A 26,826-nucleotide genomic window follows, 5' to 3' on the forward strand; every position below is an offset into this window, starting at 1 on the left:
CAGTGCCCCAACAGATCTTCAGGAAGCTGCTGACTATTATCTGACCGAACGCGGAAAATATCCGACTTCCACCAATCAAATGCTGATGACCAGTATCAGTACGCTGGCGTCTTTCACCGGATTTGAAGGGGCGGATGTCTATTTAACACAGCCGCTACTGATTATAGCGGGTAGCAAAGCAGGCTCCCTCTGGCACAGTCAGGAATTACACAAAACGGCTGCCTCTGTTAAAAAAACGCTGCATATCATCCCGGGTGCGACGCATATGGATCTCTATGATGGTCAGGGTGCAGCGGTGGCAGCGAGTAAGCTGGCTCCTTTCTTCAAGAATAATCTCGTATAGGAATGACTATTCATGAAACAAACTCCACTTCTTGAAAGCGTTTCACTCGGTAAAGGTGTGACTCTGCGCAACCGTATTGTTATGGCCCCAATGACGACCTGGGCGGGTCATGATGACGGCACGGTATCTCATGAGGAAGAAGCATATTATCGTCGACGCGTTCAGGACATCGGGCTGGTGATTACTGGCTGTACGCATGTTCAGGTAAATGGCATTGGATTTACAGGGGAATTTGCTGCCTATGACGACAAATTTATTCCCGGTTTAAAGCGCCTGGCAGCGGCTGCTAAAAGCGGTGGCGCACCGGCAATCTTACAAATTTTCCATGCAGGTGTGAAAACCAGCCCTGAACTGGTTTCTGATATTGTTGCCGCCAGCGCGGTTCCCGGTGACGCCGGTCCTTTCGCACCGTCCGTTACCCCTCGTGAACTGACATGCGTTGAAGTCGAAACCGTTATTCAGGCTTTCGGTGAAGCAACTCGCCGTGCAATAGAAGCAGGATTTGATGGTGTTGAGTTACATGGTGCCCATGGTTTTTTACTCCAGAACTTTTTCTCCCCTCATTCCAACCGAAGAGAAGATCAATGGGGCGGCTCTCTTAAAAACCGTATGCGTTTCCCACTCAGCGTCATCAAGAGTGTGCGGAAAACGATTTCTGAGCATGCAACTAATCCCTTCCTGATGGGATACCGCATTTCACTGGATGAGCATTACGAAGATGGGTTGCGCATTGATGAGTCGCTTCAACTGGTTGATCGCCTTGTCGATGAGGGTATTGATTATCTTCACGTATCACTCGGTAACGCACTTGAAGCCAGACCCGTTGATGCACCGAATGGACCCAAAGTCATCGAAATTGTTCGCGATCACCTTGCGGGGCGTATACCTCTGATTGTTGCCGGGCAGCTCCGCACACCAGAGCAGGCGGAGGATGCTGTTAAAACAGGAGTATCTTTGGCGGCAGTAGGTCAGGGGATGGTGATGAACCCAGACTGGGTTAAGTTCGTAGAGGGTAAAGCTGAAGGAAAAATTGCTCTCAATATTGCTGCATCTGACGCTGAGCAACTAGCTATACCCCAGAAACTCTGGCGTGTAATTGAGGAAACCACTGGCTGGTTTAACATTCGTTAGATATGACCCAGCGGTAATATGACGATAAGAATCAACATACATTTGATTTTATTGTAGAAGTTAGAAGGCTCATATTAAAAATTCACATGGCCAGATTTAGGGATGAACTGGGTTATGGTCATGTAAATTTTACCTTATTCCTTTAAGCCTTCTTCAAATTCGAGGGCTATTATTTCACGCATAACGTCCGTTCCTCGCTGTGAGCTCAACCGATGGATGCAACACACTTATTGAACCGTTCTGCGGACGTTTCATACCTCCTGCTTAGATGACCAAAATCGGTTGGCCACTACAATTCCTAGAGCACCACGGCCAGAGTACTCCACAGAAGTAAAAACCGTGGTGAGTATTTCACGCCAGAAACTGTAACTTCTCTAATGCCTCCTCAAGTGAGGATCGTTCTTTACCGATCAGCGGGTGTAACGGAAAAGGAAGGCAGCGTGTTGCCACGGTACCCATTATTTCACCTACTGTCGCAATAACTCGTAAGCTTCCGTGACGGCGGTAGAACACCCACAAAGGTTCCAGAGCGTTATTAAGTTGATGGGTTTCGCTTTCGTCCCCGTGCAATGCAGCATGAGTCATACGCAGGGAATAATGAGGGAACAGCCCTCCGAGTATGGAATACCAGACATCACAGCCCGCTATTAGACCGGCAGCAGACAGGGAATCACCACTTATTCCGATAGTGACACCTTCTGAAATCCGGCTTTTAAGGTTGCTTACTCGTTTCTGTGAAGCACTCGCACTCCGCTCAACCAGAAAATCGCCCAGTCTGATCGATCCGACGTTGTTCAAATATGAAAGTGCGATCAGTAACTCATCGGTAAATTCAAATCCGGTGGTGGTCCAGTTGTCGTAGACACAAAGCGGGACAGACAACTCCGCAGTTAACCGCTCATACAAACGAAACACTTCATAAGAACTAAGATTATGATTCAAGAATGGCGAGAGCATCAGGCCACTCACTCCGGCTTTTTGCGCATCCTCCGCCATCCTCAGAGCTTCTTCGGGGACGACATTACCTATGCTGATCATCACTGGGATACCATCGGCCGCGCTGATAGCCAGTTTTGTAGTTCGGTATCGCTGCTCACGGGTCATATAAGCATATCTGCCCGTTGAACCCAGCACCCCAATGGAATTAACACCTGAATTAGCCTGGTTTTCAATTAACGATATAAATGTTTTTTCTTCGAATTTACAATTTTCAAGAGGGGCAAGCGGGAATGCACACAATCCTTTAAACATACTGGAATCCTATTATTATTTTCCTGAAATTCATTTCGAGTTACAGAACTTAGCGGTGCGCATTTCGCTCATATGACAAAACTTAAGCATAGGGTTGTGGATGTAAATTAAAAAAGAATTCTTTTTTGTTGGTATAGAGTAAAACGGCAAAAATAATTATTTCTTTAGTTTTTTATGAGAATCTTCGTGTACTGGGGATCTCGCTTAATAGCACGTAACGTTAAATCTGGGTGAACGCATGGAGTATAAAAATCATTACGTTTGCTACTCGCTCAAAGCAGTTCTACTGTGTACCGATGAAGTCTGGCTGTATCTGGCGGTGGTCACCGATCTGCGGTCCCGTGCCGTCAACGGTTGGTCGATGTCACCACGGATGACGGCGCAACTAACCTGCGATGCGTTACAGATGTCGCTGTGGGGGTGAAAGCGCAAAAGTTATCTGTTCTTCGGTATAACGGGGCTTTTTCATGGCGATGTGTCTCTCTGTGAGATGAAAGAAAGACCGGATACTTCAGTTTAGACTGGAACTGTTTTCAGGGAGAAGATCACTTGATAACCCGTGGACATTCAAATTTCACTAATGATGTAACCCTTAGTCGTCATATTACATATGTGATATGACGCTCATTTTTTGGATCTCCAATTTGCAGTGACTGGTCTGCACTTCTTGCCAAATTAGCTGCGATCCGAAACCGAAGCTCGAGCAACCAAGCGCCCAGTGAATATACGTCCCTCGGGTACATTGACCGAATGTCCATCAATCAGAGCACGGATGCGCTGTATGCAATGCTCGAGTAACTGATCGACAGGATAGGAGATACAGGTTAGTGGTGGATGCAATAATGACGCGAGTGGGGAATCCTCAAGGCTTACCAATGATACTTCTTGCGGAATGGCGATATTAAATTCACGGAGCAAACGCATCGCTTCTGCAGCATAGCAGTCACGCTTGGCAATAATTGCCGTATATTTTGTGAAACTGTTAATCAGCGTCAGGAGTGCTTGCTCGAGATGATTGTTGGCAGTGATCATCAGCTGTCGATTGAAAGGTAAAGAGTAATTTTGCAGCACGCTGCGATAACCTTCCATCATTTGCTTACTGGCAATGTCGTCTTCACTGTCTATGAGTAAGGCAATGTTACGATGGCCCTTACCCAGTATGTACCTACAGGCGCTTTCGGTTGCAAATGCATAGTTGTAACCCTGGCTGGCGGTTCCAGAGGAAGAAAACTCATCAAACGCGATAACGTTGTTTGCAATGGTGACGTCATTTTTACCCAGCGTAACAACAGCAACACACTGATGCCTCAGATGTTCAACTGCTATTTTTTGTTCAGATTTATCATTAACATATTGAATCATCAATGATTTATTAAGCGACTTTACTGCGAGAGATAACTGAGGCAATAAAGTCGCACTTAATCCAACCTCATTTGCAGGCAAAACCATACCAATATAACTGGACGTACTGCTAGCCAGATTCTGCGCGGCAAAACTTGGGTGGTAGTTGAGCTCCTCCACTGCCCGTAATACGGCTTCGCGGCTCTCTTCACGAACGCCTCGCGTCCCCGTCAACACACGAGAAACAGTGGCGCGGGAAACGTTGGCTAACTTTGAAACATCATCAATAGTAGGCATGGTGTCTTCTGTATTACGGTTTTCCCCTTATAGTAACATAAATGAGAATAGGTTTTCGGCACTCGGTTGTGCGCAAAATAGCTTATAAACCTCGTTGGGATGAAAGGGTTGGCAGCCATGCAGCACCACGAACACCGCTTGAATCTCCGAACTTCGCTTTGACGATTGTGGTATGCAATGCGTTAGAGAAAATGTACTTCTCAACCACAGAGGGTAAATCCTGATAAATACGTTCAACGTTCGATAGCCCACCACCAATCACAATGGCATGAGGATCGAGAATGTTGATAACGCTGGCAAGACTACGGGCAAACGCATCAATAAAATGATTATAGTGTGCGACTGCTGTTACATCGAGACTGTAATTAAAATTGTGTAATTGCCTGTTTTTGATATGTTCACTCCAACAACGGAGACAGGCAAATTATGGACGAAAAGAAACTCAAAGCCCTTGCGGCTGAACTGGCTAAAGGCCTTAAAACCGAAGCCGATCTCAATGCGTTTTCTCGTATGCTCACGAAATTAACCGTCGAAACAGCGCTCAATGCAGAGCTGACTGACCACCTCGGACACGAGAAAAACGCCCCAAAATCAGGCTCAAACACCCGTAATGGCTACTCGTCCAAAACACTGCTGTGCGATGACGGTGAGATCGAGCTGAATACGCCGCGTGACCGAGAAAATACCTTCGAGCCTCAGCTCATAAAGAAAAACCAGACGCGTATTACGCAGATGGACAGTCAGATTTTGTCCCTGTACGCCAAAGGCATGACGACCCGTGAAATCGTCGCCACGTTCAAGGAAATGTACGATGCGGACGTGTCTCCCACGCTGATATCTAAAGTCACCGATGCAGTTAAAGAACAGGTGACAGAGTGGCAAAATCGACCTCTGGATGCACTATATCCCATTGTTTATCTTGACTGTATCGTGGTTAAAGTTCGTCACGGCGGCAGCGTGATTAACAAAGCCGTATTCCTCGCGCTGGGCATTAATACCGAAGGCCAGAAAGAATTGTTGGGCATGTGGCTGGCAGAAAACGAAGGGGCAAAGTTCTGGCTCAGTGTGCTGACAGAGCTTAAAAACCGGGGTCTTCAGGATATCCTGATTGCCTGCGTGGACGGGCTGAAGGGCTTCCCGGATGCGATAAACAGCGTTTATCCTCAGACGCACATCCAGTTGTGCATCATCCATATGGTGCGCAACAGCCTGAAATACGTGTCGTGGAAGGATTACAAAGCCGTCACCGGCGGGCTGAAAACGGTGTATCAGGCTCCGACAGAGGAAGCCGCGCTGATGGCGCTGGATACGTTCGCGGGTGCCTGGGACGATAAATATCCGCAAATCAGCAAAAGCTGGCGGGCGCACTGGGAAAATCTCAATACGTTCTTCGGCTATCCGCCTGATATTCGCAAGGCAATCTACACCACGAATGCCATCGAGTCGCTGAACAGCGTTATCCGTGCAGCTATCAAAAAGCGAAAGGTGTTCCCGACAGACGACTCGGTGCGAAAAGTTATTTATCTGGCGATCAAGGATGCGTCAAAAAAATGGAGTATGCCGATCCAAAACTGGCGGCTGGCGATGAGTCGTTTTATTATCGAGTTCGGTGACCGCCTGAGCGATCACCTTTAATACGGTGGCAGTTACACAGAATTATTTACAGGGTCGTTACATCGCCCGCATCAACAGCAGCAATGATTGTTTCTGTATGCTGTTGTAGGTTATTTTCTTTGTTAAAACGTCGGGTAAATCCTGTCCCAGAAATAAAACTCTCAATACAATTTTCATGTCCACAATAGCAGGGCTGTGCAGGGCCATCTTTTGAGATATCCCAAGCAGGTAACGGATTATGACCCCATTCGCCTGCGATGGAATTAGGCCCCTGGAGTAACTGGCCATTGACCACCACACCACCACCACAACCTGTTCCAACAATCACACCAAATACCGTGCTATACCCTACCCCTGCGCCATCCACAGCTTCTGACAAAGTGAAACAATCGGCATCGTTCGCCAAAAACACGGGCTGTCCTACTCGCTGTGCCAGGTCAACCTGCAAGTTTTCCCCATTTAGTACGAGGCAATTACAATTCTTTATTAATCCACCATGTGGATCAATGGCGCCAGGAAGCCCCATGCCAATGGTAAATTCATCTGTAACCGATTTTTTGATGTCACAAATCAATGCAACCAGGTTATCCATAAACCCCTGGTAGCTTTCTTTATAGGTAGGGCGTCGCTCGCGTAAATGAATGGTTCCGCTGTTATCCAGCAGCACCGCTTCCATTTTTGTTCCGCCAATGTCCAGACCAAGATGAAACATAGTTATCCTCTCAAAAAAGAAGAGAGGCATAGCCTCTCTTAAAGACACAGAACTCAGCGGCGTGTTTTGTATAAATCGATTAATTCGGTGACTAACTCTTTAGCCAGGATTGAAGTCATCAAATGATCTTGAGCATGAACCATGACCAGTGTCATTTTTGTTTTCCCCTCACCCTCATCCGCTTCAATCAGCTTTGTTTGTACCAAATGCGCTTCACGAGCGTAATGCTGTGCCTCTTCCATCTTTTCATCAGCATCCACAAAATTACCCTCTTTGGCACTGCGTAACGCTTCATAGCACAAACTACGCGATTGCCCGGCGTTGATAATAATGCCCATGACTTGTTCTTCTAATTCCATAGCAACCTCTGACTTAATAAGATTAAAAATTACACTGCTTCAGACTGAGTGACGGTATTGGATTGGTTAGTCTCCCCGGTTTCCTGGTCCAGCAATTGCTTTTCATACGCTTTGAGGAATGGGTAATACATAATTGCTGCTGTCACCATGCAAATCAGACACATGATGATTGGACTCAATGCCCAGTTTGCGGCCCAGGATGCTCCTATTGGCGCAGGTGTTGTCCATGGAGTCATCGACACAACACGAGCGACTAAGCCGAAATCGAGAGCAAAGTAAGCCATTGATGCATTTACCATCGGTACCAGCACAAATGGTATAAAGAACAGCGGGTTCATGATAATTGGCGCACCAAACAAGATCGGTTCGTTAATATTGAACAGACCCGGTACTACGCCCATACGACCGATAGTGCGCAGGTGTACCGCTTTGCTACGCATCAGCAAAAATGCCAGCGGTAAAGTCGAACCTACACCACCGATTAGCAGGTAGTGGTCCCAGAATCCCTGAACATAGATGTGTGGAATAACTGTACCCGCGGCCATCGCGGCCTGGTTCACAGAGAGATTCGCCATCCAGAATGGGTTCATGATACCTGTAACGATGAGCGCACCGTGGATACCCGCAAACCACAGAATCTGGCATACCAATACAGACAGAAGAATGGCTGGCAAAGTATCTGAAGCCGCCACCAGCGGTTTCACCAGAGACATGATGGCTTCAGGCAGAATCATCCCCAACTGGGATTCAATAAACAGATTCAGTGGATGCAGTGTCAATACAACAGCCAAAACAGGAATGAGAATTTCAAATGAACGCGCAACGCCGGTAGGAACTTCCGGTGGCAAGCGGATAGTGATGTTTTTGCGTTTCAGGAATGCATACAGTTCAGTGGTATAAATCGCTACCAGCAGTGCGGTAAAGATTCCTTGCCCTGAGAAATAAGCCACTGATATTTGTCCGTCTTTTAACGGCGCGGCGACTAATAAAAAGCCCATCAGCGACAACATTCCGGATGTCAGCGGATCAAGTGCATAATGACGAGCCAAGCTTGCTGCAACACCGACAGAAATAAATATCGTCATGATGCCCATACTGAAGTTAAACGGCAGCATCAGATTTTCACGATTATCTAAAGAGAATTGCAACCAGGCGCGGGCAAAGCCCCAACTGCTATCTGGCGAAAACGGCGGGAAGATAAACACCAGCATAAAGGAGCCGACGATCATAAATGGCAGCGCCAGAATAAAACCATCGCGAATGGAGGTAACATATTTTTGCTGACCAACTGCACCAGCCATTGGTGTAATTTTTTCCTCAATCACACTCATTAATTTAGAGTACAGAGAGCTCATTTTTTATCCTTTATTTATTATTTTCAATTAAGGAAAGGGCAAAATCTAAAACCGCTGCGCCTTTTTGCATGCCGTAATCCATCATGTTGATAGGTTCGACAGTGATGCCGTAAGTACTGGCTTTGTTTTGTAGATCCTTCTGCATGTACTTCACTTGAGGCCCCAACAAAACAACCTGGTAATTCCCCACTTGTTGTTCAAATTCCGCCACACCGAACGCTTTAATATCGACTTCCAGACCGCGCTTATCCGCTTCCTCCACCATTTTTTTAACCAGCAAACTGGTCGACATTCCAGCGGAACAACAAAGCATGATTTTTTTCATAAATAACTCCTGACCGTGTGAGAACAATGAGCGGACTATAATCACATGGAAATAATACGGAAAGCGCTTTCCATAAATGAATCCATTAAATGTGAGCACGATCACCAGATGGTCGCTTTCACTTTACCTGGATGTAGGGGATGATCCTGAAACTACTCTGTCTTTTATAGGTTCCACCATGAACATTCAGTTTATGAATGTTGCTGTCACGCTGATCGAACAGCGTGTAACACCTTTCGCCAATCTACTTACTCGGAATAAGCACATCACTGCAATGCGGGACAGTTTTGCCCTTGCGATGCCCTTTGTCATAGTGGGTAGCCTGATGGTACCGCTGCTTTTTCTCCCCTTTAGTATCAATGAATTATCATGGTATGGAGAGTACTATCAGGTTATTCGACCCATGTTATTGCCGACATTTGAGATAACGATTGGCCTGGTCGCGCTGATCATTGCATTTGGAGCCAGTGCCAGTCTGGCCAAGCAATATCAGCTTCCCGAACGGTTATCCGGTCTAACAGGGTGTCTCGCTTTCTTGATGTTTATTGGTTTTAAAGAGAATGCCGGAGCCAATATTTATCTCGGTGGCATGGGGATATTTAGCGCTCTTGCTTCTAGTTTTTATACAATTGAATTAATTCGATTTTTCTACAAGATGGGTTGGTATATTCGTCTACCTGAAGAGGTTCCGGTCATGACCCGTAACAGCTTTCAGTTATTGATACCCTTACTGGTGATTATGCTGTCAATCACCTTGATTAACAGCGGGTTAAAAATTACCACCGGCTTGATTTTACCGGAACTCATCAGTGAGGCTGTACGCCCACTTATTATTGCTTCCGACACATTAACCGCATTGCTTATTTCTTTATTTATCTGCAACTTACTGTGGTTTATCGGTATTCATGGTGCATTGATTGTTACTGGGATAATGAACCCTTTCTGGATGACTTATCTGTTTGAAAACCAGCAAGCTTTGGCGCAAGGAATGACTCCTCTTCCGCACATTTATCTACAGGGATTCTGGGATTTTTATTTATTAATTGGCGGTATTGGCTCTACATTACCGTTGATTTTCATGGCAATGCGTAGCCGTTCTCGTCAGTTAAAAAGCGTTGGTAAAATTGGTCTTATCCCTTCTCTATTTAATATCAATGAACCGATACTTTTCGGCTTCCCAATAATCCTTAACCCAGTGTTTTTAATACCATTTATTTTTGTTCCAATGGTAAATGCCTGTATTGCGTGGTATCTGACTCAGCTTGGCGTACTTGATCGCGCAGTAGCAATGCTGCCATGGTCCATGCCCTCACCTCTTGGTGCAGCATGGTCTGCCAATGGAAGTTGGAAAAACCTGTTTATGTGTTTGTTCGCTATCTTCAATTCCTGGATGATTTATCGTCCATTCTTTAAAGTTTATGAACGGCAACTCACTGAAATAGAAAACAAATAACCAACATCACTCACATTTTTCTTTAGCCAGTGTTTAATTAGCACTGGCTTTTTTTCTCCCCTGCTCAAGTAAAATGTGATCTTCATCACGATTCTCTAAGCATTCAACCAGATTATGTGACATGATCCAGCAATTGCGGAAAGCGCTTTCCGTATTTGGATGTACATTTCCGTAAATGATCCGTAAATTTCCCTCGAGTTATTCAGATGTTGTTTAAATCAAAAAATAAAAGGGAAATCATGAAAAGTCTGATCAGATTATTACCTCTGTCTTTACTGGTTGCTTCGGTAGTCAGCGGCATTGCCCATGCCGACCAATACGACTTCACCATGCACGGTTATATGCGTTCTGGCATCCTTGCGACGTCAGATGGCAACCGTGCGGACTCGGTAGGTTTGATGCCTGATGGAAAATTCCGTCTCGGTAACGAAGATGACACCAAGATCGAACTGATCCCACAAGTGAAACTGAAATCAGATTCCGGTGTTGTCGCGAAGATCCAAGCCAACATTACTCACCAGACAAAATGTACGTCTGACTGGAACTGCCTTGATGATGATGGCAAAGCCGTACAGTTCCGCGAAGGATATGCTGAATTTTCGAACCTGGATTTTGCACCTGATGTCGCCTTCTGGGCGGGGAAACGCTATAGCAGCTCTAACGCATCCAACCACCAGTTCGACTGGGAGTACATTCAGTACAACGGTACGGGTGGTGGCTTCGATAACCTGGATATCGGCTTTGCGCATTTCGATGCAGGGATCTACGCCTTTACGCCAACAGACGAAACGAAGGCGTATCCCGTAGATAAAGGTGACCAGGGTTACCCGGACGATTATTCACTCAATCTGTGGTTCAAAAAAATCGCAGGTTCTCCAGTAGATCTTGAGCTCATTGCTCACCACATGAATAACAACGAGAAACATATTGACGCAGCAGAAAAAGGCTATGGCGTCACCGGCATCTATAACTTTGAAGGTTTCTACGGACTGACCGGCGGCTACTCAAAATTTGTTGTCCAGTATGGTCGCGGTCTTGCTGGCGGTGACTCACTGGGTAAAAACGGTTGGGGTTGGGCGAACCTTGACGACACACAATCATTGCGTCTGGTTCTCGATGGCGTTGCCACCATTGGCAACGGTTGGGAAGTCTCAACCTTCTCCTTCTACCAGAAAGATAAAAATTATCGTTGGTGGAGCAGTGATAACGACGGATGGGGTCGCTCAAGTTGGGTCGCAGGCGTTCGCCCTTATCAGCAAATCACCAAAAACTTCGCCATGCAGTATGAAGTCGGCTACGAATATCTCGACGATGAAAACTACAAAGGTGTTGATGGGAAAGGAAAAGGTGGTTTAACCAAAGTGACCATCGCTCCAACACTGACATTTGACTCTGGCTTCTGGAGTCGTCCGCAACTTCGCGTATTCGCAACTTACGCTAAGTGGGACAAAGGTGTTTCCGATGCACTGGATGGCAACTACGACTGGAGCACTAACACAATCGGTGCCGGTGGTTACAGCCGTAGTGGCAAGACAGACACTCTGAACTTCGGTATTCAGGGCGAAGTGTGGTTCTGAGGAGAGACAAAATGAAATTACCTGTAAAAAAAGTACTTCTAGTGTCCCTACTCGTAGCATTAGCCAGCAGTGGAGTGATGGCTGCTGAACAATCCCATTTTGAGCATTTTATTACTCGACAGGGTGCTCAGTTAATGGATGGTAATCAGACATTCCGCTTTGCTGGAATACACGCACCAGAGCTACATCGTATTGAAAATGATGCACGTGGCGTCTGCAAAGCCGACCCACGAGGCTGGGGGCAATATTTTGCCTGGCCAACCGCTGAAGAACAGGAAAACTGGATTCACGCTATCGTACAAACAGGGGCAAAAGCCCAACGCGTTTACGTCCTTTCAGTCCAGCAGGAAAACGATAAAGGCTGCGAGCGCGAAACGCATATTCTGGCTCCTGCAACACCCGATGGCATGCCTCAGCTGAACGAAAAAGCGATGAGGATTTACGACAACATGATCGCCGAGGCCGATAAACAAGGTCTTCGATTAATACTGCCGTTTATCGACCATTGGTGGTGGTGGGGCGGACGCGAACAGCTCGCCGCGTTCTATAACGAAAAACCAGAAGATTTTTATAACACCCAAAGTCAGACCTATAAGGCTTATCAGGATGTTATTCGCCAGGTCATCACCCGCACCAATACCATAACGGGTCATCCGTATTATGACGAAAAAGCCATTATGGCCTGGGAAACAGGTAACGAACTGGAAGACACCAATGCTGATTTCCTGAAGCAAACTGCGGCGCTTATTAAACATCTGGCACCTCATCAACTTGTCGTTGATGGCACATATAAAAAGATAAATGATTTTTCTGTCAATGACCCGAATGTCGATATCGTCAGCAACCATTACTACACCAACGCTGGGAATAATCATCCTGACCAGGTGAAGAAGGATTTGCAGGCTATTGGCGGTAAGAAAGTCTATCTGGTCGGTGAGTTTGGCTTACTCGACAGCAAAGACCTGAACAATATTATGCAGTCGATCGTGCACACCGAGGTTAACGGAGCTAAAGCTGCTGGTGGCTTTATCTGGGGTTTCCGTGGTCATCGCCATGATGGCGGTTTTTACTGGCACAAAGAGTATACCGGTCATTACAGCTACCACTTACCCGGCTTCCAGGTAGAAGGAAAACCCAATCAGGAAATGGACGTTGTTAACGTGGTTCGTACTGCCGCAGCGCAGATGTCCGGGCTTGAAAAAGCGCCCGCACTTCCTGTTCCGGATGCACCAAAACTGCGTGAAACCAAGTCACCATTCGCCATCAACTGGATGGGGGCATCAGTAGGTCGCAGCTACGATGTGGAACGTGCTGAGTCGAAAAACGGCCCGTGGAAAATTGTTGGCCATGATATTTCAGACGGTGTTCAGGAGTGGAGTCCAGCAACAATGGATTTGTTCAGTGACGACTACGCATCACTCACGTTAGGTAAAACTTATTACTACCGTGTCATTGCGAAAAATGAATCCGGAAAATCGGCACCTTCTAACGTGATTAGCGTGACGCACAACCAAAAAAATCAGGCTCCGGTTATTGAACTGCCCCGTAAAGCAACAACGGCACAGAATAATGGCCTAAGTCTCGATGCGCGTTGGGAGGATGACAACCTGCCCGCTCGTAAGGTCAACGTGGAATGGACCAGCACAGGGAAAAAACAGGCCCATTTTTGTGATGCCAATAAAGTATCTACTCGTGTCTGGTTCCCTGAGTCTGGGGACTACCAACTCACATTTACAGCAAATGACGGTCTGCTGAAGACGGCTAAAACCGTGGATGTGAATGTTACAAAAGCAACGGCCAAAGCCCCTGCTGATTTCTGTCACTTTGACAGTAAAGAATTGGCACAGACACAGGGAAAAGTGAATGTCATTAAGATCGCGGAAAATCAACTCACAGCCAGTGAAGATGGTTTCCTTGGTCCATTCGCTAACGAAGGTGACAAAGTGAGTTGGCAGATTAATGCACCATGGGAAGGTGGTTATCATCTTCATCTCAACTTCAACGCCAAATGGGGAAGCAAGAAAAACTCGGTCCAGGTTAACAGCGATAAACCACTGCAAATTGAGTTCCCACAAACCGACGAAAAAGGTCAGCAGATGACCATTCCGGTTCATCTGAACCAAGGCAACAACACTATCAGTCTCGGTAAATTCTCCGGCGACTGGGGTTATATATTCATCAAGTCTATTCAGATTACTGCAGAGTAGTGCTTTTGCTGCGCTCTTACGGGCGCAGCTTTTTTTGATGAAAAAGTTTCAAAACCATTGAGGAGGTTACATGACGACGTATGCGTTTCCGGAAAATTTTTTATGGGGTGCGGCCGCATCAGGTCCACAAACAGAAGGGACTGAAGGTAAACCGCATCGCTCAATTTGGGACAGTTGGCACGCCAGTCATCCCGAGCGTTTTTTCCAGGGTATTGGCCCTGAAAAAGTTTGTGAAACTCTGCACAAGTACAAACAAGATGTCGAGTTGATGAAAAATATCGGCTTTAACTCGTTTCGCACCTCTATCCAGTGGTCACGTCTGATTGAAGATTTTGAAACCGGTGCGCCGAATGAAGACGCTGTGCGTTTTTATAATGATTACTTCGACGAAATGATCAATAACGGTATTGAGCCGATAATTAATCTTTATCATTTCGATATGCCAGAAGAGTTGCAACAGCGTTACGGCGGATTCGAATCGAACCATGTTACCGACCTGTTTGCCCGCTTTGCAGCTACTGCGTTTAAGCTTTTTGGCCACAAAATAAAATACTGGATAACCTTCAACGAGCCTATTGTACCTGTAGAAGGTGGCTACCTTTATGACTTCCATTATCCGTGTAAAAAAGATGGCAAGCTTGCAGCGCAGGTTGGTTTCAACATCATGCTGGCTCATGCCAAAGCGGTAAATTGCTATCGTGAATTAAATTTAGGTGGGGAGATTGGCGTCGTTATCAACCTGACTCCTACCTATACTCGTAGTGATTCAACAGCAGATAAAAAAGCAGCCTGGTATGCAGATTTACTGTTTAACCGCAGCTTTCTTGATCCGCTGGTTAAACACCAGTTTCCCAAAGAGCTGTGCGAATTACTGGCTGCTCATAACTGCCTGCCAGAAATCAATAAAACAGATGTCACGTTGATCACTGATTCACGAGTCGATTTCCTGGGAGTGAATTACTACGTGCCACGCCGCGTTAAGGCACGAGAGGCGGAATACACGCTCGACTACTTTACGCCTGAATTCTATTTTGAAAACTATATTGACCCGAATGGTCGCTTCAACCCTTATCGCGATAATAACGAAATCCATCCACAGGCTATCTACGACATTGCAACTAATATTCGCGAAAACTACGGCAACATTAAATGGTATTTAGCGGAAATAGGTATTGCGATGGATCTTGAGTCAGAGGGGCCAGTACAACCAGATGGCGTTATTGACGACAGTTTCCGAATTAGCCTGATGGAAGAACATCTGGTTCAGCTACACCGAGCAATTTCCGATGGCGCTAACTGCTTCGGCTTACACCAATGGACATTCATTGATAACTGGTCGTGGATTAACTCCTTTAAACGCCGTTATGGTTTTTACCGCCTCGATCTCGACACTGGTGAACGCCATATCAAACGTAACGGTGTTTGGTTCAGGGCATTAGCTCAAAGTAATCAGTTTGTCTGCAAGGAGCACTCGTTGTGAGTCAACGTTGTTTTTACACTTTAACCAACGCAGTAAAAAATTATCCATGGGGCAGCCATAATGCTCTGAATCAGCGCTTTCATGTTTTAAATCCTGATGACCAACCGCAAGCAGAGTTGTGGATGGGAGTTCACCCCGCGGGTATTTCCCAAGTCACAGTGGAAGGATCGCCCCTTCTTCTGACTAAACTAATTGCCAGTGACAAAATGGCCATGCTCGGCGCGGCAACCGCTGAACGATTTGGCGACTTACCCTATTTGCTGAAAATACTTGCTGCTGATAGTGCTTTGTCCATTCAGGTCCATCCCCAAAAAGAACAGGCTGAGTTAGGGTATGCCACACAGGAAAATTTAACATCTGACACCCCTGACTATAACGATGCGAACCACAAGCCTGAACTGGTGTACGCCATTACCCCCTTTATGGCGATGAATGGTTTTCGTGAACCAGGTGAAATTATTGTGCATTTTAAAATGCTTGATATAGAGGGACTCCGCGGCGCAATAAAAGTTCTTGAACAGCAACCTGATACTGAAGGGGTACAGGCTTTTTTCATCGAGATTATGCAATTGTCTGAAGGGGTTAAAAAGGAAGCGTTACAACGACTGGTAAGTGATGCACAAAAATTGTATGGCGATAATCTGGCACGCTTTATTCATAAACTTTACCAGTATTACCCGCATGACACAGGCGTTCTGGCTCCGTTATTCCTGAACTGCATTACTCTGCAACCCGGTGAAGCCATGTTTCTACACCCGGGCACGCTGCATGCCTATGTACAGGGGACAGCCATCGAGGTGATGGCGAGTTCAGATAATGTACTGCGGGCAGGCTTAACGGGGAAAAAAATTAATCTTAAAGAACTGGTTACCTGCACTTCATTTGTACCTACGCCTCTGAAATCACTTCTGATGGCGCCTGTAGAGGAAAATGGGCAAGCCAGCTACCCTATTCCGGTAGATGATTTTCACTTTAGTGTGATCAAAGATGTTCACAATTTGCCGATTCACACCCAAAGCGCAGAAATTCTTTTGGTGATTAATGGAAACGCTTCACTACAACACGCCGATGGTGAAACGTTAACTATCAGGACCGGCCAATCGGTTTTTATTCCGGCAACAGCCAATGACTGGACTCTCACAGTTACAGGCTCGTTATGCAGAGTTTATGGTTAGTTTTTAGATTCTTTTAAGCTCACAGATTTCTGTGGGCTTTTGATAGATATTTAGGCTTTGGCGTCTCCTGTTGAAGAATGGTAGCCCCGTCCAGTTTGAATTAACCAAAGGGATAAGAGAAGCCGTTACGGCCTGGTCTCAATGACTCGCTGAACAGTACGCATTCCTGCTAAGGGTTGTAGTGGTCAAGCAAAACTGGCCACATCTGTTATGACAAGACCCAACCTCGCCACGGGTTCTTTATTTATCATTTTTCTCACTAGTGATTATGTAAGAATCCCCTCAACCTCCCCGCCGACAAAAATGTCAGGAACATTTTTGAACAACGCTTGCGTTGGCCACGAAGTGGTTCGGCACAAGAATGTGCGGTAGCCCTCTTGATACGTTCACCGATTCGGTGGCTTCAGGAAACACAGAACGCTCAGTGAACGGAACCATCGCGGACAAGCATCATCCGCAAAATTTATTGGAACCATCCCAAGTTCCAATAAACCTCCCAGCCTTAGGCTGTTCCCCCTCACCTTTTGTTATCAAACGAACTCAGTTGTTAATGAAATTTTGCTAGCAAGTTATCAAAATTAAACAACTTATCTTGTCAGCGCAACGGGTCGTTTTTAACATCAGGTTATGGAAAAAAACGGTTTGTTCAGTCAGCGCATTCGCTTGCGCCATCTTCATACTTTCGTGGCTGTTGCTCAACAGGGAACACTGGGGCGCGCAGCTGAAACACTTAATCTTAGCCAACCGGCATTGTCGAAGACGCTTAATGAGCTTGAGCAGTTAACTGGCACGCGTTTGTTTGATCGCGGGCGTCTTGGCGCGCAAATGACGTTGATGGGCGAGCAGTTCCTGACGCACGCCGTTAAGGTGCTGGATGCGTTGAATCATGCTGGGCAATCGCTCAACCAGAAAGATGGCAAAAGCACTACCGTTATTCGCGTGGGGGCGCTGCCCACTGCCGCGCTGGGTATTTTGCCAAAAGTTATCGGCCAGTTTCACAAACAGCAAAGCGATGTGACGCTGCAAGTTGCCACCATGAACAACACCATGCTGCTGTCAGGATTAAAATCTGGCGAGCTGGATTTAGGTATCGGTCGAATGTCCGACCCAGAATTGATGACCGGGCTGAATTATGAGCTGTTGTTCCTCGAGTCATTAAAACTGGTGGTGCGCCCCGGCCATCCGTTACTGCACGAAAACATCACGCTGAGTAAAGTGATGGAGTGGCCGGTGGTGGTTTCGCCAAAAGGGACGATCCCGCGTCAAAATGCCGAAACGTTGCTCTCAAGCCAGGGCTGCAAAATGCCAGCTTCCTGCGTTGAAACGCTTTCCGCTTCGCTTTCCCGTCAACTTACTGTCGACTTTAACTACGTGTGGTTTGTGCCATCGGGGGCGGTGAAAGAGGATTTACGTCAAGGAACCTTGACCTCATTGCCGGTCACGACTCAGGGTGCAGGCGAACCGATTGGTGTGTTAACTCGGGTGGATACGCCGTTATCGATTGCCGCGCAAATCTTGCTGGCCTCGATTCGCAAGTCAATTCCGAGTTGATGGTGGATGACGCCTGGGGCTTATCCAGCCTACAACGACAACGCGTAGGCCGGATAAGTACTGCGTCATTCGACATTCATTAGCTTACGGCGTCTATCTCATCAAACACCTGTTGTGCCAAATGCATGGTGGCGTTGGCCGCAGGTAAACCGCAATACAGTGCTGAGTGCATAATCAACTCTTTGAGTTCATCACGTGTCACACCGTTATTAAACGCGGCACGCAGGTGCATTTTCAGCTCCGCTTCACGATTTAGCGCAATCAGCATAGCGATGGTTATCATGCTGCGGGTATGGCGCTCAAGGCCCGGACGCGTCCAGATATCGCCCCAGGCGTAGCGCGTAATGAAGTTCTGGAACTCTTCATTTAGCGGTGTGAGCTGCGACAATGTGCGGTCAACGTGTTTATCACCCAGCACGGCACGACGCACTTCCATCCCTTGTTGGTAGTGATCTTCATCCTTCATTTCAGTCGTCCTGTTGAATAAAGTTGAGCAGTGCAACGTTGAACGCGTGCGCGTCCTCGATGCTGGAGAGGTGCGAGGCTTTGAGCGTCACCAGATGCGAATGGCTGATCTGCTTTTGCATAAATTCGCTGTCTGCCACGCTGCAAACTGGGTCGTCAACACCGGCAATAAACAGCATCGGCAATGTAATAGACCCGATTTCGCCGCGCAGATCCGCCGCCGCTAATGCTTCACAACAAGAAGCGTAACCTTCAGGATTTATCTGCGCCAGGGTGCTGCACAGGGCTTCAACTTGCGCAGAATGGTGCTTCACAAAACCGTCGGTAAACCAGCGGGATGGCGCGCTTTTGGCAATCGCCTCCATGCCTTCGTGACGCACAGTCCGTGCACGTTCCAGCCAGCCGCTCTGTTCGCCGATTTTTGCCGCGCTATTGGCCACCGTCACGGAAAGAAAACGCTCTGGTGCAAAACGTGCCAGCCACAGGCCCGTTAGGCCGCCCATCGAAATCCCGCAGAAGTGCGCCTGCCGGACTCCCGCGTCATCCATCACGCTGAGGACATCCTCCGCCAACTGTGGCAACGTGGTTTTCTCGTTATTGAGCGTACGCCCGTGGCCGTGCGTGTCATAACGCAGCACGCGGAAGTTCTCCAGTAGTGCCGCCATTTGTGGCTGCCACATTTCAAATGTGGTGCCCAATGAATTCGACAACACCACGACCGGCGCGCCGCTCGGCCCTTCCAGTTGATAATAATGGCTCATGTTGACTCCCTGTTTTGTTGTGCCGCCCGCATCAAAACCTGGTTGATGAACGTGTCGTTGCTGCCAAGGGCATGTTGCGGGTCGAGCAGATGTTCAATTTGTGTCGCAGAAAGATGCGGTGTGACCTGCGGATGTTGTGCGAGCAATGCCGCAAGGGGCTGGTTTTCATCCAGCGCACGATGGCAAAGCTGCTCCACAAGATGATGCGCCGCCTGTTTACCGAGTGATTTCGCAAGCTCAAGAGTGACGGATTCCGCCATAATCAGGCCGTGGGTAATATCCAGATTGGTGCGCATTTTGTCGGTATGAACCTGCATTCCGCTAATCAATTCCAGCGTCGTTTGCATCACGCCACCGGTCAGGGTCACCAACTGCGGAAGCGTTTCCCATTCCGCTTGCCAACCCCCGAGCGCTCTTTCATGTTGCTGGTTTTGGCTGGCATACAGCGTCGCCATCAGGCCAGGAATACGGGTAGTGGCAGTCAGGATTGCTGCACAACTTACCGGATTGCGTTTATGGGGCATAGTGGAGGAACCCCCGCGCCCTTCGGCAACCGGTTCACCGACTTCCGCCACTTCGGTCTGCATCAACAATGCAAAGTCGTTGGCGAATTTACCTAGCGTAGCACTCACTCCCGCAAACCAGCTGGCGACTTCAAGCAGCCGGTCGCGCTGGCTGTGCCATGGAGTATCGGCCTGGTTGAGCGCAAGCTGGTTTGCTAACGCCCGCGCAACGGCTGCGCCCTGCTCGTTTAGCGAAGCCAACGTCCCCGCGGCACCGCCAAATTGCAGCACTAACACGCGAGGTTTCATTTCATGCAGACGCTGTTGCCAGCGCAAAAGCGCATCGAGCGTACCGGCGAGTTTCAAGCCAAATGTAATCGGCAGCGCATGCTGCATCCACGTACGGCCCGGCATTACGCTGTGCTGATGACGCTGGATTTTGTTAATTAACGCAGAAATTAACTGCTCAAGCAGGGTTTCACTGGCCTTGAGCGCATCACGCAGCTGCAAAATCAGGCCGGTATCGATGACGTCCTGGCTGGTTGCGCCCCAGTGAACATACCGCGCCGCCTGTTCGTCCTGCTGTTTGACGTTGGCCGTGAGCTGTTTTACCAGCGGGATGGCCAGATTTCCGGCACTCGCCGCCGCCTGCGCTAAAGCCGGGATATCGAGTTTAGTGACCTGACACTGCGCGGAAATCATCTTTATAGCCGACTCGGGGGTAACCCCACAAAGCGCTGTCGCCCGTGCCAGTGCTGCTTCAAAATCCAGCATCCCTTGTAACGTGCTCTCGTCGCTGAAAATCTCGGTCAACGATGATGCACGTAACATTGGGGTAAACAGTGTCATGCCTGCTCCTTAAACGCGTTCAATAATCAGTGCAATCCCCTGACCCACACCGATACACATAGTACAAAGCGCATAACGTCCGCCGCTACGCTTAAGCTGATATGCGGCGGTCATCGCCAGACGCCCACCTGAAGCCCCTAACGGATGCCCTAACGCAATAGCTCCACCATTCGGATTAACATGTTCTGCGTCATCCGGCAAACCCAGGTCACGCATCACCGCCAGAGCTTGTGCCGCAAAGGCTTCATTTAATTCGATAACATCCATCTGCGCGAGGGTTAACCCGGTTTGCGCGAGCACTTTGCGTACCGCAGGTGCTGGGCCAAAACCCATAATACGCGGTGCGACACCGGCTGTTGCCACACCCACGACACGCGCCAATGGCTGTAAACCGTGGGTGTTGAGTGCCAGTTCGCTGGCAAGTAATAAAGCACAAGCTCCATCGTTAACCCCCGAGGCATTCCCGGCGGTGACGGTACCGTCAGCACGAACCACGCCTTTTAGTTTTGCCAGCGACTCAATCGAGGTGGAACGCGGATGTTCGTCGCGGCTAAACACCAACGCATCACCTTTGCGCTGTGCGATGGAAACGGGAATCAACTCATCGTCAAAAATACCCATTTCCTGAGCACGCGCGGTGCGGAGCTGGCTGCGTAACGCAAAAGCGTCTTGATCTTCGCGGTTGATATTGAAGTCAGTCGCAACGTTTTCCGCCGTTTCCGGCATCGCATCCACCCCGTATTGTGCCTTCATCAACGGGTTGATAAAACGCCATCCGATAGTGGTGTCTTCCATTTTCATACTGCGGCTAAAGGCGCTTTCCGCTTTACCCATGACAAACGGTGCACGTGACATACTTTCCACGCCACCGGCGATCATTAGCTGCGTTTCACCGCTTTTAATCGCCCGTGCCGCCACACCTAGCGCATCAAGGCTTGAACCGCATAAACGGTTGATGGTGGTGCCGGGTACGGTTTCAGGCATTCCCGCCAGTAGTAACGCCATGCGCGCGACGTTACGGTTATCTTCACCGGCCTGGTTTGCACAACCGTAAATCACATCATCTACCGCCGACCAGTCCACGTTTGGGTGGCGTTCCATTAATGCTTTTAAGGGTAACGCGGCTAAATCATCGCTACGCACCGTTGACAGTGTGCCACCAAAACGCCCAAAAGGAGTACGCACTCCATCACAGATAAATGCTTGATTCATCATATTTCCTTACGCGCTTTCTGCCAGTTGTTCAAAACCAAGAGTGACCGGTGTCATTCGTTGTAATTCTTCAAATGACAGGCCGTTGAAGATTTCGCGTACCACTGGCCCTTTGTCAGTGATATCAATCACCGCAAGGTCGGTATAAATGCGGCTGACACAGCCAATTCCAGTGAGCGGATAAGAACAGGTTTCCACCAGTTTGCATTCGCCGTCACGGGTGAGGTGATCCATCATCACAAACACCTGACGTGCGCCGATGGCTAAGTCCATCGCGCCACCGACTGCCGGAATAGAATCCGGCGCACCGGTGCTCCAGTTTGCCAAATCACCACTGGCTGAGACCTGATAGGCGCCCAGCACGCAAATATCGAGATGGCCGCCACGCATCATGGCAAAGGAGTCGCCATGGTGGAAAAAGCAGCCGCCCGTCAGCAGCGTGACGAACTCTTTCCCTGCGTTGATCAATTCGGGATCTTCTTCGCCTTCTGCGGGTTTTGGCCCCATACCGAGCAACCCGTTTTCGCTGTGCAAGAAGATTTCTTTATCTGCTGGCAGGTAGTTGGCAATGCGCGTCGGCAAGCCAATGCCGAGGTTTACATAAGCGCCTTCGGGAATATCACATGCGACACGTTTTGCCATTTCATCACGCGTTAATTTTTTCATCTCAAGGCTCCTTATGCGCTCTGTGCCAATGAGTTTTCGACAGCGACCAAGCGCTGGACAAAAATCCCTGGTGTGATGATATTTTCCGGGTCCAGCTCGCCCAATTGCACCAAGCGGCTGACTTCGGCAATAGTGACGGTCGCGGCGGTGGCCATGATTGGCCCAAAGTTACGTGCCGCTTTGCGATAAACCAGGTTACCCCAACGGTCGCCTTCATAAGCTTTGATTAACGCGAAGTCCGCTTTCAATGGGTATTCCAGCACATAGTGGCGCCCGTCGATTTCACGTGTTTCTTTGCCTTCAGCGAGTGGCGTACCGTAACCCGTTGGCGTGAATACCGCGCCCAAACCTGAACCCGCGGCTTGAATACGCGCGGCGAGGTTGCCTTGCGGCACCAGTTCCAGTTCGACTTTGCCACGGCGATACAGGTCATCAAAAATCTGTGAATCCACCTGGCGTGGGAATGAGCAGACCATTTTTCGCACCCGTCCGGCCTTCAACAGTGCCGCAAGCCCGACTTCACCGTTACCCGCGTTATTATTGATAATGGTCAGGTCTTTCGCGCCCTGGGCAATCAGCGCATCGATAAGATGAGTTGGCTGGCCCGCAGTGCCGAAGCCACCAATCATGATGGTTGCCCCATCGAAAATTCCGGCGACTGCCTCTTCAAGCGAAGCCACACTTTTGTTGATCATCACGGTTCTCCTTGGTGTGCGCATTTCGCACAAGATTGCGTTGTTCGCACAAAATGTGACTCCGTTAACGAAGTTGGTCAAGGGCGATAATCGAAATATGGTGCGATTATCGAACATCGTGTATGTTTGTATTCATAGTGTGATCAACGGCGAAAATTTCAGGAGAACAGAATGGAAATTCAAGGCGATGAGTTGGCGGCAAGTGGTGGTGATCCGTTTAAAGGCGATCCCAATTTTATGGCGTCACTGGCGCGCGGTTTGGAGGTGATTCAGGCGTTCACTCCTCAACGTCGGCAGTTGTCCATCTCACAAATCAGCCAGAAAACCGGGATACCTCGTGCGGCGGTGCGGCGTTGTTTGTACACGCTAGGTAAGCTTGGTTTTGTCTATGCGGAAGATGGCAAAAACTACCAATTGCGACCACGAATTTTAGCCCTCGGCCATGCTTATCTGGCCTCAACGCCACTGGCGAGATCGACACAACCCGTGCTGAAACATTTAAGCGAAATGCTCAATGAATCTTGCTCGATTGCCACGCTTGATGGCGACGATATTTTGTATATCGCCCGCGCTTCCAGCTCACGCATTATGACCATTGATTTAGATATCGGTAGCCGCCTGCCCGCCTGGTCGACGTCAATGGGCCGCGTGTTGTTGAGTTATTTACCGGAAGAACAGCTCAATGATTTTCTTGGGCGTATCTCCATGATCCGCTATACGCCGCAAACGGTGGATTCCGTGAGCAAACTGCGTGAGGAGTTGAAACGCGTGCGCCAGCAGGGTTACGCACTCAATGATCAGGAATTAGAGATGGGGTTGCGTTCGATTGCCGTTCCGCTCACAAATCCTGATGGGGTGGTGGTTGCCGCACTGAACGTTGGCGTTCACGCAGGCCAGGTTTCAGCACAAGAGTTGCGCACACGCGTGCTGCCTAAATTGCAAGAAGCGGCAGAAGAGTTGTCGTTGTTGTTGAAATAAGAGGGTGGGAAATATCGGATGGCGCGGCACTTATCCGACCGACGAAAGCCCCTGTGTTGTGGTCGTTGTAGGGGGCCATCCACCAATGAATCGCCGAAAGAAATATTTAGCGACTGCGTTTTGCGTGTCGCTCCCAGTTTTCGGCTTTTGCTTGGTCGGATTTTTTGAGCGCCACATAGCACGCCCCGCTGCCACCGTGATGCGGCATGGCGCTGCAAAAAGCTTGCACTTCATCAAACTCTGGCAGCCATCGGGCGACGTAGCTGCGGACGATATTGGCGTGGGATTTATCTTCGCGCCCTTTGCAATGAACGATCAGCAAATTACGCAGGCCCTCTTTTTTCGCTTGCTGAATATAAGCGAAAAGCAGCTGGCGGCACTGTTCTACTGGCTGGCGAATCAGGTTGAGGCTGGCTTCCTGTTTGTATTTGCCGTGGCGCAGTTTATCCAGCACACCGGTTTGCAGCCCTTCACGCTTAAATTCAAGCAAAGTGCTTAGTGGAATAATTTCCAGAAAATCGGTGGTCAGGAAGTTATCAAGCTGAACGGTATCGAGTTTCTGCACCACCTTCTCTTTCACCGGTTTCAACCACTGACTGCTGTTACAGTCTTTCAGCGGTTTGACATCCTCCATGGCGTCAAGAAACAGCGATTTTTCGTCAAGGCTCATGGGAAAATCCTCCAGGCTTAATTCTGAAATCACTATATACAAAATTATTCGCAATGCATTATCCGCTGATTTATTTGGGTGTCTGGTTGCGGCTACGGGGGGCGTGATATCTTGTGGGCATCTCTATTGGGCCAGGGTTTACCTGCACCTCAATTAACCGGAGCACAGAATGCTGACACTGTTAGAAGACAAAATCGTTACGCCATTAGGCCCGCTATGGGTAATTTGCGATGAGCTTTACCATTTACGCGCCGTGGAATGGGAAGAACATAGCGACAGAATGGTGCAATTACTGGGTCTTCATTATGGTGTCAATGGCTATCAGCGTGTGGCTTGTGCCAATCCTGACGGGCTCAGCGATAAGCTGAGTGACTATTTTGACGGTGATTTGGCGGTGATTGAAACACTGCCTACCGCCACGGCTGGGACTGCATTTCAACGGGAAGTGTGGCAAACATTGCGTACCATCCCGTGCGGTCAGGTGATGCATTACGGGCAATTAGCTGACCAACTTGGCAGACCAGGTGCCGCCCGAGCAGTCGGCGCAGCCAATGGTTCCAACCCCGTGAGTGTGGTGGTGCCGTGTCATCGCGTCATTGGCCGTAATGGCACCATGACAGGTTATGCTGGTGGTGTGGGTCGCAAAGAGTGGCTATTACGTCATGAAGGATACTTGCTGCTTTAGGTATTTGTGCGCAGCACATTGTTCTTTATTTGACCAAAAATAATGTGTACCCCTTGACGGCATCAATAGTTTCAATGGGATACATCTGTATTCCTTATTTTTTACAGTCATAATGTTTTTAATGGGATTTCATCATACTTACGTGCTCAAGAAAAAGATGTTAAAATTGACCAATATCAATAACGGCCCGAGCATATCTATGATCCCTGAAAAGCGAATTATTCGACGCATTCAGTCTGGCGGTTGTGCTATCCATTGTCAGGATTGCAGCATCAGCCAATTATGCATCCCCTTCACACTCAATGAACATGAGCTTGATCAGCTTGATAATATCATCGAGCGTAAGAAGCCTATTCAGAAGGGACAAACCCTGTTTAAGGCCGGTGATGAGCTGAAGTCGCTGTACGCTATTCGTTCAGGGACCATTAAAAGCTACACCATCACAGAACAAGGTGACGAACAAATTACAGGCTTCCATTTGGCCGGTGATTTAGTGGGCTTTGATGCAATCGGGACGGGAATGCACCCAAGTTTCGCACAAGCGCTAGAAACCTCAATGGTTTGCGAAATCCCGTTCGAAACACTTGATGATTTGTCCGGTAAAATGCCAAACCTGCGCCAGCAGATGATGCGTTTGATGAGCGGGGAAATTAAGGGTGATCAGGATATGATTCTGCTGCTTTCTAAAAAGAATGCAGAAGAGCGTTTGGCCGCGTTTATCTATAACCTTTCACGTCGCTTTGCCCAGCGCGGTTTCTCACCTCGGGAATTCCGTCTGACCATGACGCGCGGTGACATCGGTAACTATTTGGGCCTGACCGTTGAAACCATCAGTCGCCTGTTAGGTCGCTTCCAGAAAAGTGGCATGCTGGCAGTGAAAGGTAAGTACATTACTATCGAAAATAGCGAAATTCTTGCACAACTCGCTGGTCAATCGCGCAACGTTGCCTGATTTCTGCTTCCCAAGGTCGGATCTCTAAATTTTCCTGATTTATTGATCCGGCAATGGGTTATCACCTGTTTCATTCTACACATATAGGTTAATCTTACTTAACAGACTGTGGTTAAGCAGTTGTAAGGAGACCTGTATGGCAAAATATCAAAACATGCTAGTCGCTATAGATCCCAATCAGGACGATCAACCCGCCCTTCGGCGTGCCGTTTATTTGCA

General features: G+C 48.3%; 24 protein-coding genes and 3 pseudogenes. 13 read left to right on the forward strand and 14 right to left on the reverse strand.

The window, feature by feature from the left end:
• Together VJY99_RS09405 and VJY99_RS09410 are read left to right on the forward strand one after the other, a co-directional pair.
• Positions 1-343: alpha/beta hydrolase (locus VJY99_RS09405; RefSeq protein WP_324117788.1), on the forward strand; the 343-nt coding region annotated here is incomplete at its 5' end.
• Between the two features lie 12 nt (positions 344-355).
• Positions 356-1,474, forward strand: coding sequence for an NADH-dependent flavin oxidoreductase (locus tag VJY99_RS09410; protein ID WP_324117789.1), 1,119 nt, complete (start codon positions 356-358; stop codon positions 1,472-1,474).
• A gap of 351 nt (positions 1,475-1,825) precedes the next feature.
• Here the strand turns inward: VJY99_RS09410 and VJY99_RS09415 are convergent, their stop codons facing one another.
• Positions 1,826-2,725, reverse strand: a complete 900-nt coding sequence (locus VJY99_RS09415) for a dihydrodipicolinate synthase family protein (protein ID WP_324117790.1) — start codon at positions 2,723-2,725, stop codon at positions 1,826-1,828.
• 286 nt (positions 2,726-3,011) lie between these two features.
• Here VJY99_RS09415 and VJY99_RS09420 point away from each other — a divergent pair.
• Positions 3,012-3,143 (forward strand): annotated as a pseudogene (locus VJY99_RS09420) (IS3 family transposase); the annotation flags it as partial.
• Positions 3,144-3,400: 257 nt separating this feature from the next.
• Here the strand turns inward: VJY99_RS09420 and VJY99_RS09425 are convergent.
• Both VJY99_RS09425 and VJY99_RS09430 read right to left on the reverse strand, forming a co-directional pair.
• Positions 3,401-4,363, reverse strand: a complete 963-nt coding sequence (locus tag VJY99_RS09425) for a LacI family DNA-binding transcriptional regulator (RefSeq protein ID WP_324117791.1) — start codon at positions 4,361-4,363, stop codon at positions 3,401-3,403.
• An 82-nt stretch (positions 4,364-4,445) separates the two neighbouring features.
• A pseudogene (locus VJY99_RS09430) lies at positions 4,446-4,709 on the reverse strand (ROK family protein); the annotation flags it as partial.
• 80 nt (positions 4,710-4,789) lie between these two features.
• Between VJY99_RS09430 and VJY99_RS09435 the strand changes: the two are divergent.
• Complete coding sequence (locus VJY99_RS09435; RefSeq protein ID WP_324117792.1) at positions 4,790-5,998, forward strand: IS256 family transposase; 1,209 nt, start codon at positions 4,790-4,792, stop codon at positions 5,996-5,998.
• 28 nt (positions 5,999-6,026) lie between these two features.
• On the opposite strand, the pseudogene VJY99_RS09440 reads toward VJY99_RS09435, so the two are convergent.
• The 4 genes and pseudogenes from VJY99_RS09440 to VJY99_RS09455 all read right to left on the reverse strand — a co-directional run.
• Positions 6,027-6,689, reverse strand: a pseudogene (locus tag VJY99_RS09440) (ROK family protein); the annotation flags it as partial.
• 53 nt (positions 6,690-6,742) lie between these two features.
• On the reverse strand, positions 6,743-7,048 hold the full coding sequence (locus VJY99_RS09445; RefSeq protein WP_324117793.1) for a PTS lactose/cellobiose transporter subunit IIA: 306 nt from the start codon (positions 7,046-7,048) through the stop codon (positions 6,743-6,745).
• Positions 7,049-7,077: 29 nt separating this feature from the next.
• Positions 7,078-8,403, reverse strand: coding sequence for a PTS sugar transporter subunit IIC (locus VJY99_RS09450; RefSeq protein WP_324117794.1), 1,326 nt, complete (start codon positions 8,401-8,403; stop codon positions 7,078-7,080).
• 10 nt (positions 8,404-8,413) lie between these two features.
• On the reverse strand, positions 8,414-8,728 hold the full coding sequence (locus VJY99_RS09455; protein ID WP_324117795.1) for a PTS sugar transporter subunit IIB: 315 nt from the start codon (positions 8,726-8,728) through the stop codon (positions 8,414-8,416).
• A gap of 178 nt (positions 8,729-8,906) precedes the next feature.
• Here VJY99_RS09455 and VJY99_RS09460 point away from each other — a divergent pair, with 178 nt between their 5' ends.
• The 6 genes from VJY99_RS09460 to pcaQ all read left to right on the forward strand — a co-directional run bounded on the left by VJY99_RS09460 (position 8,907) and on the right by pcaQ (position 18,171).
• Positions 8,907-10,181 (forward strand): PTS sugar transporter subunit IIC, encoded by a 1,275-nt coding sequence (locus VJY99_RS09460; RefSeq protein WP_324117811.1) that lies wholly within the window; start codon positions 8,907-8,909, stop codon positions 10,179-10,181.
• Between the two features lie 239 nt (positions 10,182-10,420).
• A complete protein-coding gene (locus tag VJY99_RS09465) occupies positions 10,421-11,758 on the forward strand; it encodes a carbohydrate porin (protein ID WP_324117796.1) in 1,338 nt (445 codons plus the stop codon).
• A gap of 11 nt (positions 11,759-11,769) precedes the next feature.
• Entirely contained in the window at positions 11,770-13,965 is a 2,196-nt protein-coding gene (locus tag VJY99_RS09470; RefSeq protein WP_324117797.1) for a CBM35 domain-containing protein, read from the forward strand.
• Positions 13,966-14,035: 70 nt separating this feature from the next.
• Positions 14,036-15,445: a glycoside hydrolase family 1 protein gene (locus tag VJY99_RS09475; RefSeq protein ID WP_324117798.1), complete on the forward strand. Its 1,410-nt coding sequence runs from the start codon at positions 14,036-14,038 to the stop codon at positions 15,443-15,445.
• The gene (gene manA, locus VJY99_RS09480; RefSeq protein ID WP_324117799.1) at positions 15,442-16,620 is read left to right on the forward strand and encodes a mannose-6-phosphate isomerase, class I; all 1,179 of its coding nucleotides are present in this window, start codon (positions 15,442-15,444) and stop codon (positions 16,618-16,620) included. The genes VJY99_RS09475 and manA overlap by 4 nt, the downstream gene beginning before the upstream one ends.
• A gap of 627 nt (positions 16,621-17,247) precedes the next feature.
• Positions 17,248-18,171 (forward strand): pca operon transcription factor PcaQ, encoded by a 924-nt coding sequence (gene pcaQ / locus VJY99_RS09485; protein WP_324117800.1) that lies wholly within the window; start codon positions 17,248-17,250, stop codon positions 18,169-18,171.
• Between the two features lie 79 nt (positions 18,172-18,250).
• On the opposite strand, the gene pcaC is transcribed toward pcaQ, so the two are convergent.
• From pcaC to VJY99_RS09515, 6 genes are read right to left on the reverse strand one after another with little or no spacing between them, the layout of a single operon-like run.
• Positions 18,251-18,637 carry a 4-carboxymuconolactone decarboxylase gene (gene pcaC, locus VJY99_RS09490; protein WP_324117801.1) on the reverse strand — a complete coding sequence of 129 codons (387 nt, stop codon included), beginning with the start codon at positions 18,635-18,637 and terminating at the stop codon, positions 18,251-18,253.
• A gap of 1 nt (position 18,638) precedes the next feature.
• On the reverse strand, positions 18,639-19,397 hold the full coding sequence (pcaD, locus tag VJY99_RS09495; RefSeq protein WP_324117802.1) for a 3-oxoadipate enol-lactonase: 759 nt from the start codon (positions 19,395-19,397) through the stop codon (positions 18,639-18,641).
• Positions 19,394-20,749, reverse strand: coding sequence for a 3-carboxy-cis,cis-muconate cycloisomerase (locus tag VJY99_RS09500; protein ID WP_324117803.1), 1,356 nt, complete (start codon positions 20,747-20,749; stop codon positions 19,394-19,396). Before VJY99_RS09500 ends, pcaD begins: the two co-directional genes overlap by 4 nt.
• A 9-nt stretch (positions 20,750-20,758) precedes the next feature.
• Positions 20,759-21,961, reverse strand: a complete 1,203-nt coding sequence (gene pcaF, locus VJY99_RS09505) for a 3-oxoadipyl-CoA thiolase (RefSeq protein WP_324117804.1) — start codon at positions 21,959-21,961, stop codon at positions 20,759-20,761.
• Between the two features lie 9 nt (positions 21,962-21,970).
• Positions 21,971-22,627 (reverse strand): 3-oxoacid CoA-transferase subunit B, encoded by a 657-nt coding sequence (locus VJY99_RS09510; protein WP_324117805.1) that lies wholly within the window; start codon positions 22,625-22,627, stop codon positions 21,971-21,973.
• 11 nt (positions 22,628-22,638) lie between these two features.
• A complete protein-coding gene (locus VJY99_RS09515; RefSeq protein ID WP_324117806.1) occupies positions 22,639-23,322 on the reverse strand; it encodes a 3-oxoacid CoA-transferase subunit A in 684 nt (227 codons plus the stop codon).
• Between the two features lie 171 nt (positions 23,323-23,493).
• On the opposite strand from VJY99_RS09515, the gene VJY99_RS09520 reads away from it, so the two are divergent.
• Positions 23,494-24,300 (forward strand): IclR family transcriptional regulator domain-containing protein, encoded by an 807-nt coding sequence (locus VJY99_RS09520; RefSeq protein WP_324117807.1) that lies wholly within the window; start codon positions 23,494-23,496, stop codon positions 24,298-24,300.
• Positions 24,301-24,406: 106 nt separating this feature from the next.
• Here the strand turns inward: VJY99_RS09520 and smrA are convergent, their stop codons facing one another.
• Positions 24,407-24,970, reverse strand: coding sequence for a DNA endonuclease SmrA (gene smrA / locus VJY99_RS09525; protein WP_324117808.1), 564 nt, complete (start codon positions 24,968-24,970; stop codon positions 24,407-24,409).
• Positions 24,971-25,139: 169 nt separating this feature from the next.
• Between smrA and ogt the strand changes: the two genes are divergently transcribed.
• Positions 25,140-25,655: a methylated-DNA--[protein]-cysteine S-methyltransferase gene (gene ogt / locus VJY99_RS09530; RefSeq protein WP_324117809.1), complete on the forward strand. Its 516-nt coding sequence runs from the start codon at positions 25,140-25,142 to the stop codon at positions 25,653-25,655.
• A 199-nt stretch (positions 25,656-25,854) separates the two neighbouring features.
• Positions 25,855-26,607: a fumarate/nitrate reduction transcriptional regulator Fnr gene (fnr, locus tag VJY99_RS09535; protein WP_064547179.1), complete on the forward strand. Its 753-nt coding sequence runs from the start codon at positions 25,855-25,857 to the stop codon at positions 26,605-26,607.
• Positions 26,608-26,826 lie beyond the last annotated feature (219 nt).

It is taken from the genome of Buttiauxella sp., from assembly GCF_035271705.1.
Taxonomy (GTDB): Bacteria; Pseudomonadota; Gammaproteobacteria; order Enterobacterales; family Enterobacteriaceae; genus Buttiauxella.

Excerpts from the sequence above, each read along its gene's own strand:
- VJY99_RS09410 (WP_324117789.1), top strand. The coding sequence starts at position 356 with ATGAAACAAACTCCACTTCTTGAAAGCGTTTCACTCGGTAAAGGTGTG.
- VJY99_RS09415 (WP_324117790.1), bottom strand. The coding sequence starts at position 2,725 with ATGTTTAAAGGATTGTGTGCATTCCCGCTTGCCCCTCTTGAAAATTGT.
- VJY99_RS09425 (WP_324117791.1), bottom strand. The coding sequence starts at position 4,363 with ATGCCTACTATTGATGATGTTTCAAAGTTAGCCAACGTTTCCCGCGCC.
- VJY99_RS09435 (WP_324117792.1), top strand. The coding sequence starts at position 4,790 with ATGGACGAAAAGAAACTCAAAGCCCTTGCGGCTGAACTGGCTAAAGGC.
- VJY99_RS09445 (WP_324117793.1), bottom strand. The coding sequence starts at position 7,048 with ATGGAATTAGAAGAACAAGTCATGGGCATTATTATCAACGCCGGGCAA.
- VJY99_RS09450 (WP_324117794.1), bottom strand. The coding sequence starts at position 8,403 with ATGAGCTCTCTGTACTCTAAATTAATGAGTGTGATTGAGGAAAAAATT.
- VJY99_RS09455 (WP_324117795.1), bottom strand. The coding sequence starts at position 8,728 with ATGAAAAAAATCATGCTTTGTTGTTCCGCTGGAATGTCGACCAGTTTG.
- VJY99_RS09460 (WP_324117811.1), top strand. The coding sequence starts at position 8,907 with ATGAACATTCAGTTTATGAATGTTGCTGTCACGCTGATCGAACAGCGT.
- VJY99_RS09465 (WP_324117796.1), top strand. The coding sequence starts at position 10,421 with ATGAAAAGTCTGATCAGATTATTACCTCTGTCTTTACTGGTTGCTTCG.
- VJY99_RS09470 (WP_324117797.1), top strand. The coding sequence starts at position 11,770 with ATGAAATTACCTGTAAAAAAAGTACTTCTAGTGTCCCTACTCGTAGCA.
- VJY99_RS09475 (WP_324117798.1), top strand. The coding sequence starts at position 14,036 with ATGACGACGTATGCGTTTCCGGAAAATTTTTTATGGGGTGCGGCCGCA.
- pcaQ (WP_324117800.1), top strand. The coding sequence starts at position 17,248 with ATGGAAAAAAACGGTTTGTTCAGTCAGCGCATTCGCTTGCGCCATCTT.
- pcaC (WP_324117801.1), bottom strand. The coding sequence starts at position 18,637 with ATGAAGGATGAAGATCACTACCAACAAGGGATGGAAGTGCGTCGTGCC.
- pcaD (WP_324117802.1), bottom strand. The coding sequence starts at position 19,397 with ATGAGCCATTATTATCAACTGGAAGGGCCGAGCGGCGCGCCGGTCGTG.
- VJY99_RS09500 (WP_324117803.1), bottom strand. The coding sequence starts at position 20,749 with ATGACACTGTTTACCCCAATGTTACGTGCATCATCGTTGACCGAGATT.
- pcaF (WP_324117804.1), bottom strand. The coding sequence starts at position 21,961 with ATGAATCAAGCATTTATCTGTGATGGAGTGCGTACTCCTTTTGGGCGT.
- VJY99_RS09510 (WP_324117805.1), bottom strand. The coding sequence starts at position 22,627 with ATGAAAAAATTAACGCGTGATGAAATGGCAAAACGTGTCGCATGTGAT.
- VJY99_RS09515 (WP_324117806.1), bottom strand. The coding sequence starts at position 23,322 with ATGATCAACAAAAGTGTGGCTTCGCTTGAAGAGGCAGTCGCCGGAATT.
- VJY99_RS09520 (WP_324117807.1), top strand. The coding sequence starts at position 23,494 with ATGGAAATTCAAGGCGATGAGTTGGCGGCAAGTGGTGGTGATCCGTTT.
- smrA (WP_324117808.1), bottom strand. The coding sequence starts at position 24,970 with ATGAGCCTTGACGAAAAATCGCTGTTTCTTGACGCCATGGAGGATGTC.
- ogt (WP_324117809.1), top strand. The coding sequence starts at position 25,140 with ATGCTGACACTGTTAGAAGACAAAATCGTTACGCCATTAGGCCCGCTA.
- fnr (WP_064547179.1), top strand. The coding sequence starts at position 25,855 with ATGATCCCTGAAAAGCGAATTATTCGACGCATTCAGTCTGGCGGTTGT.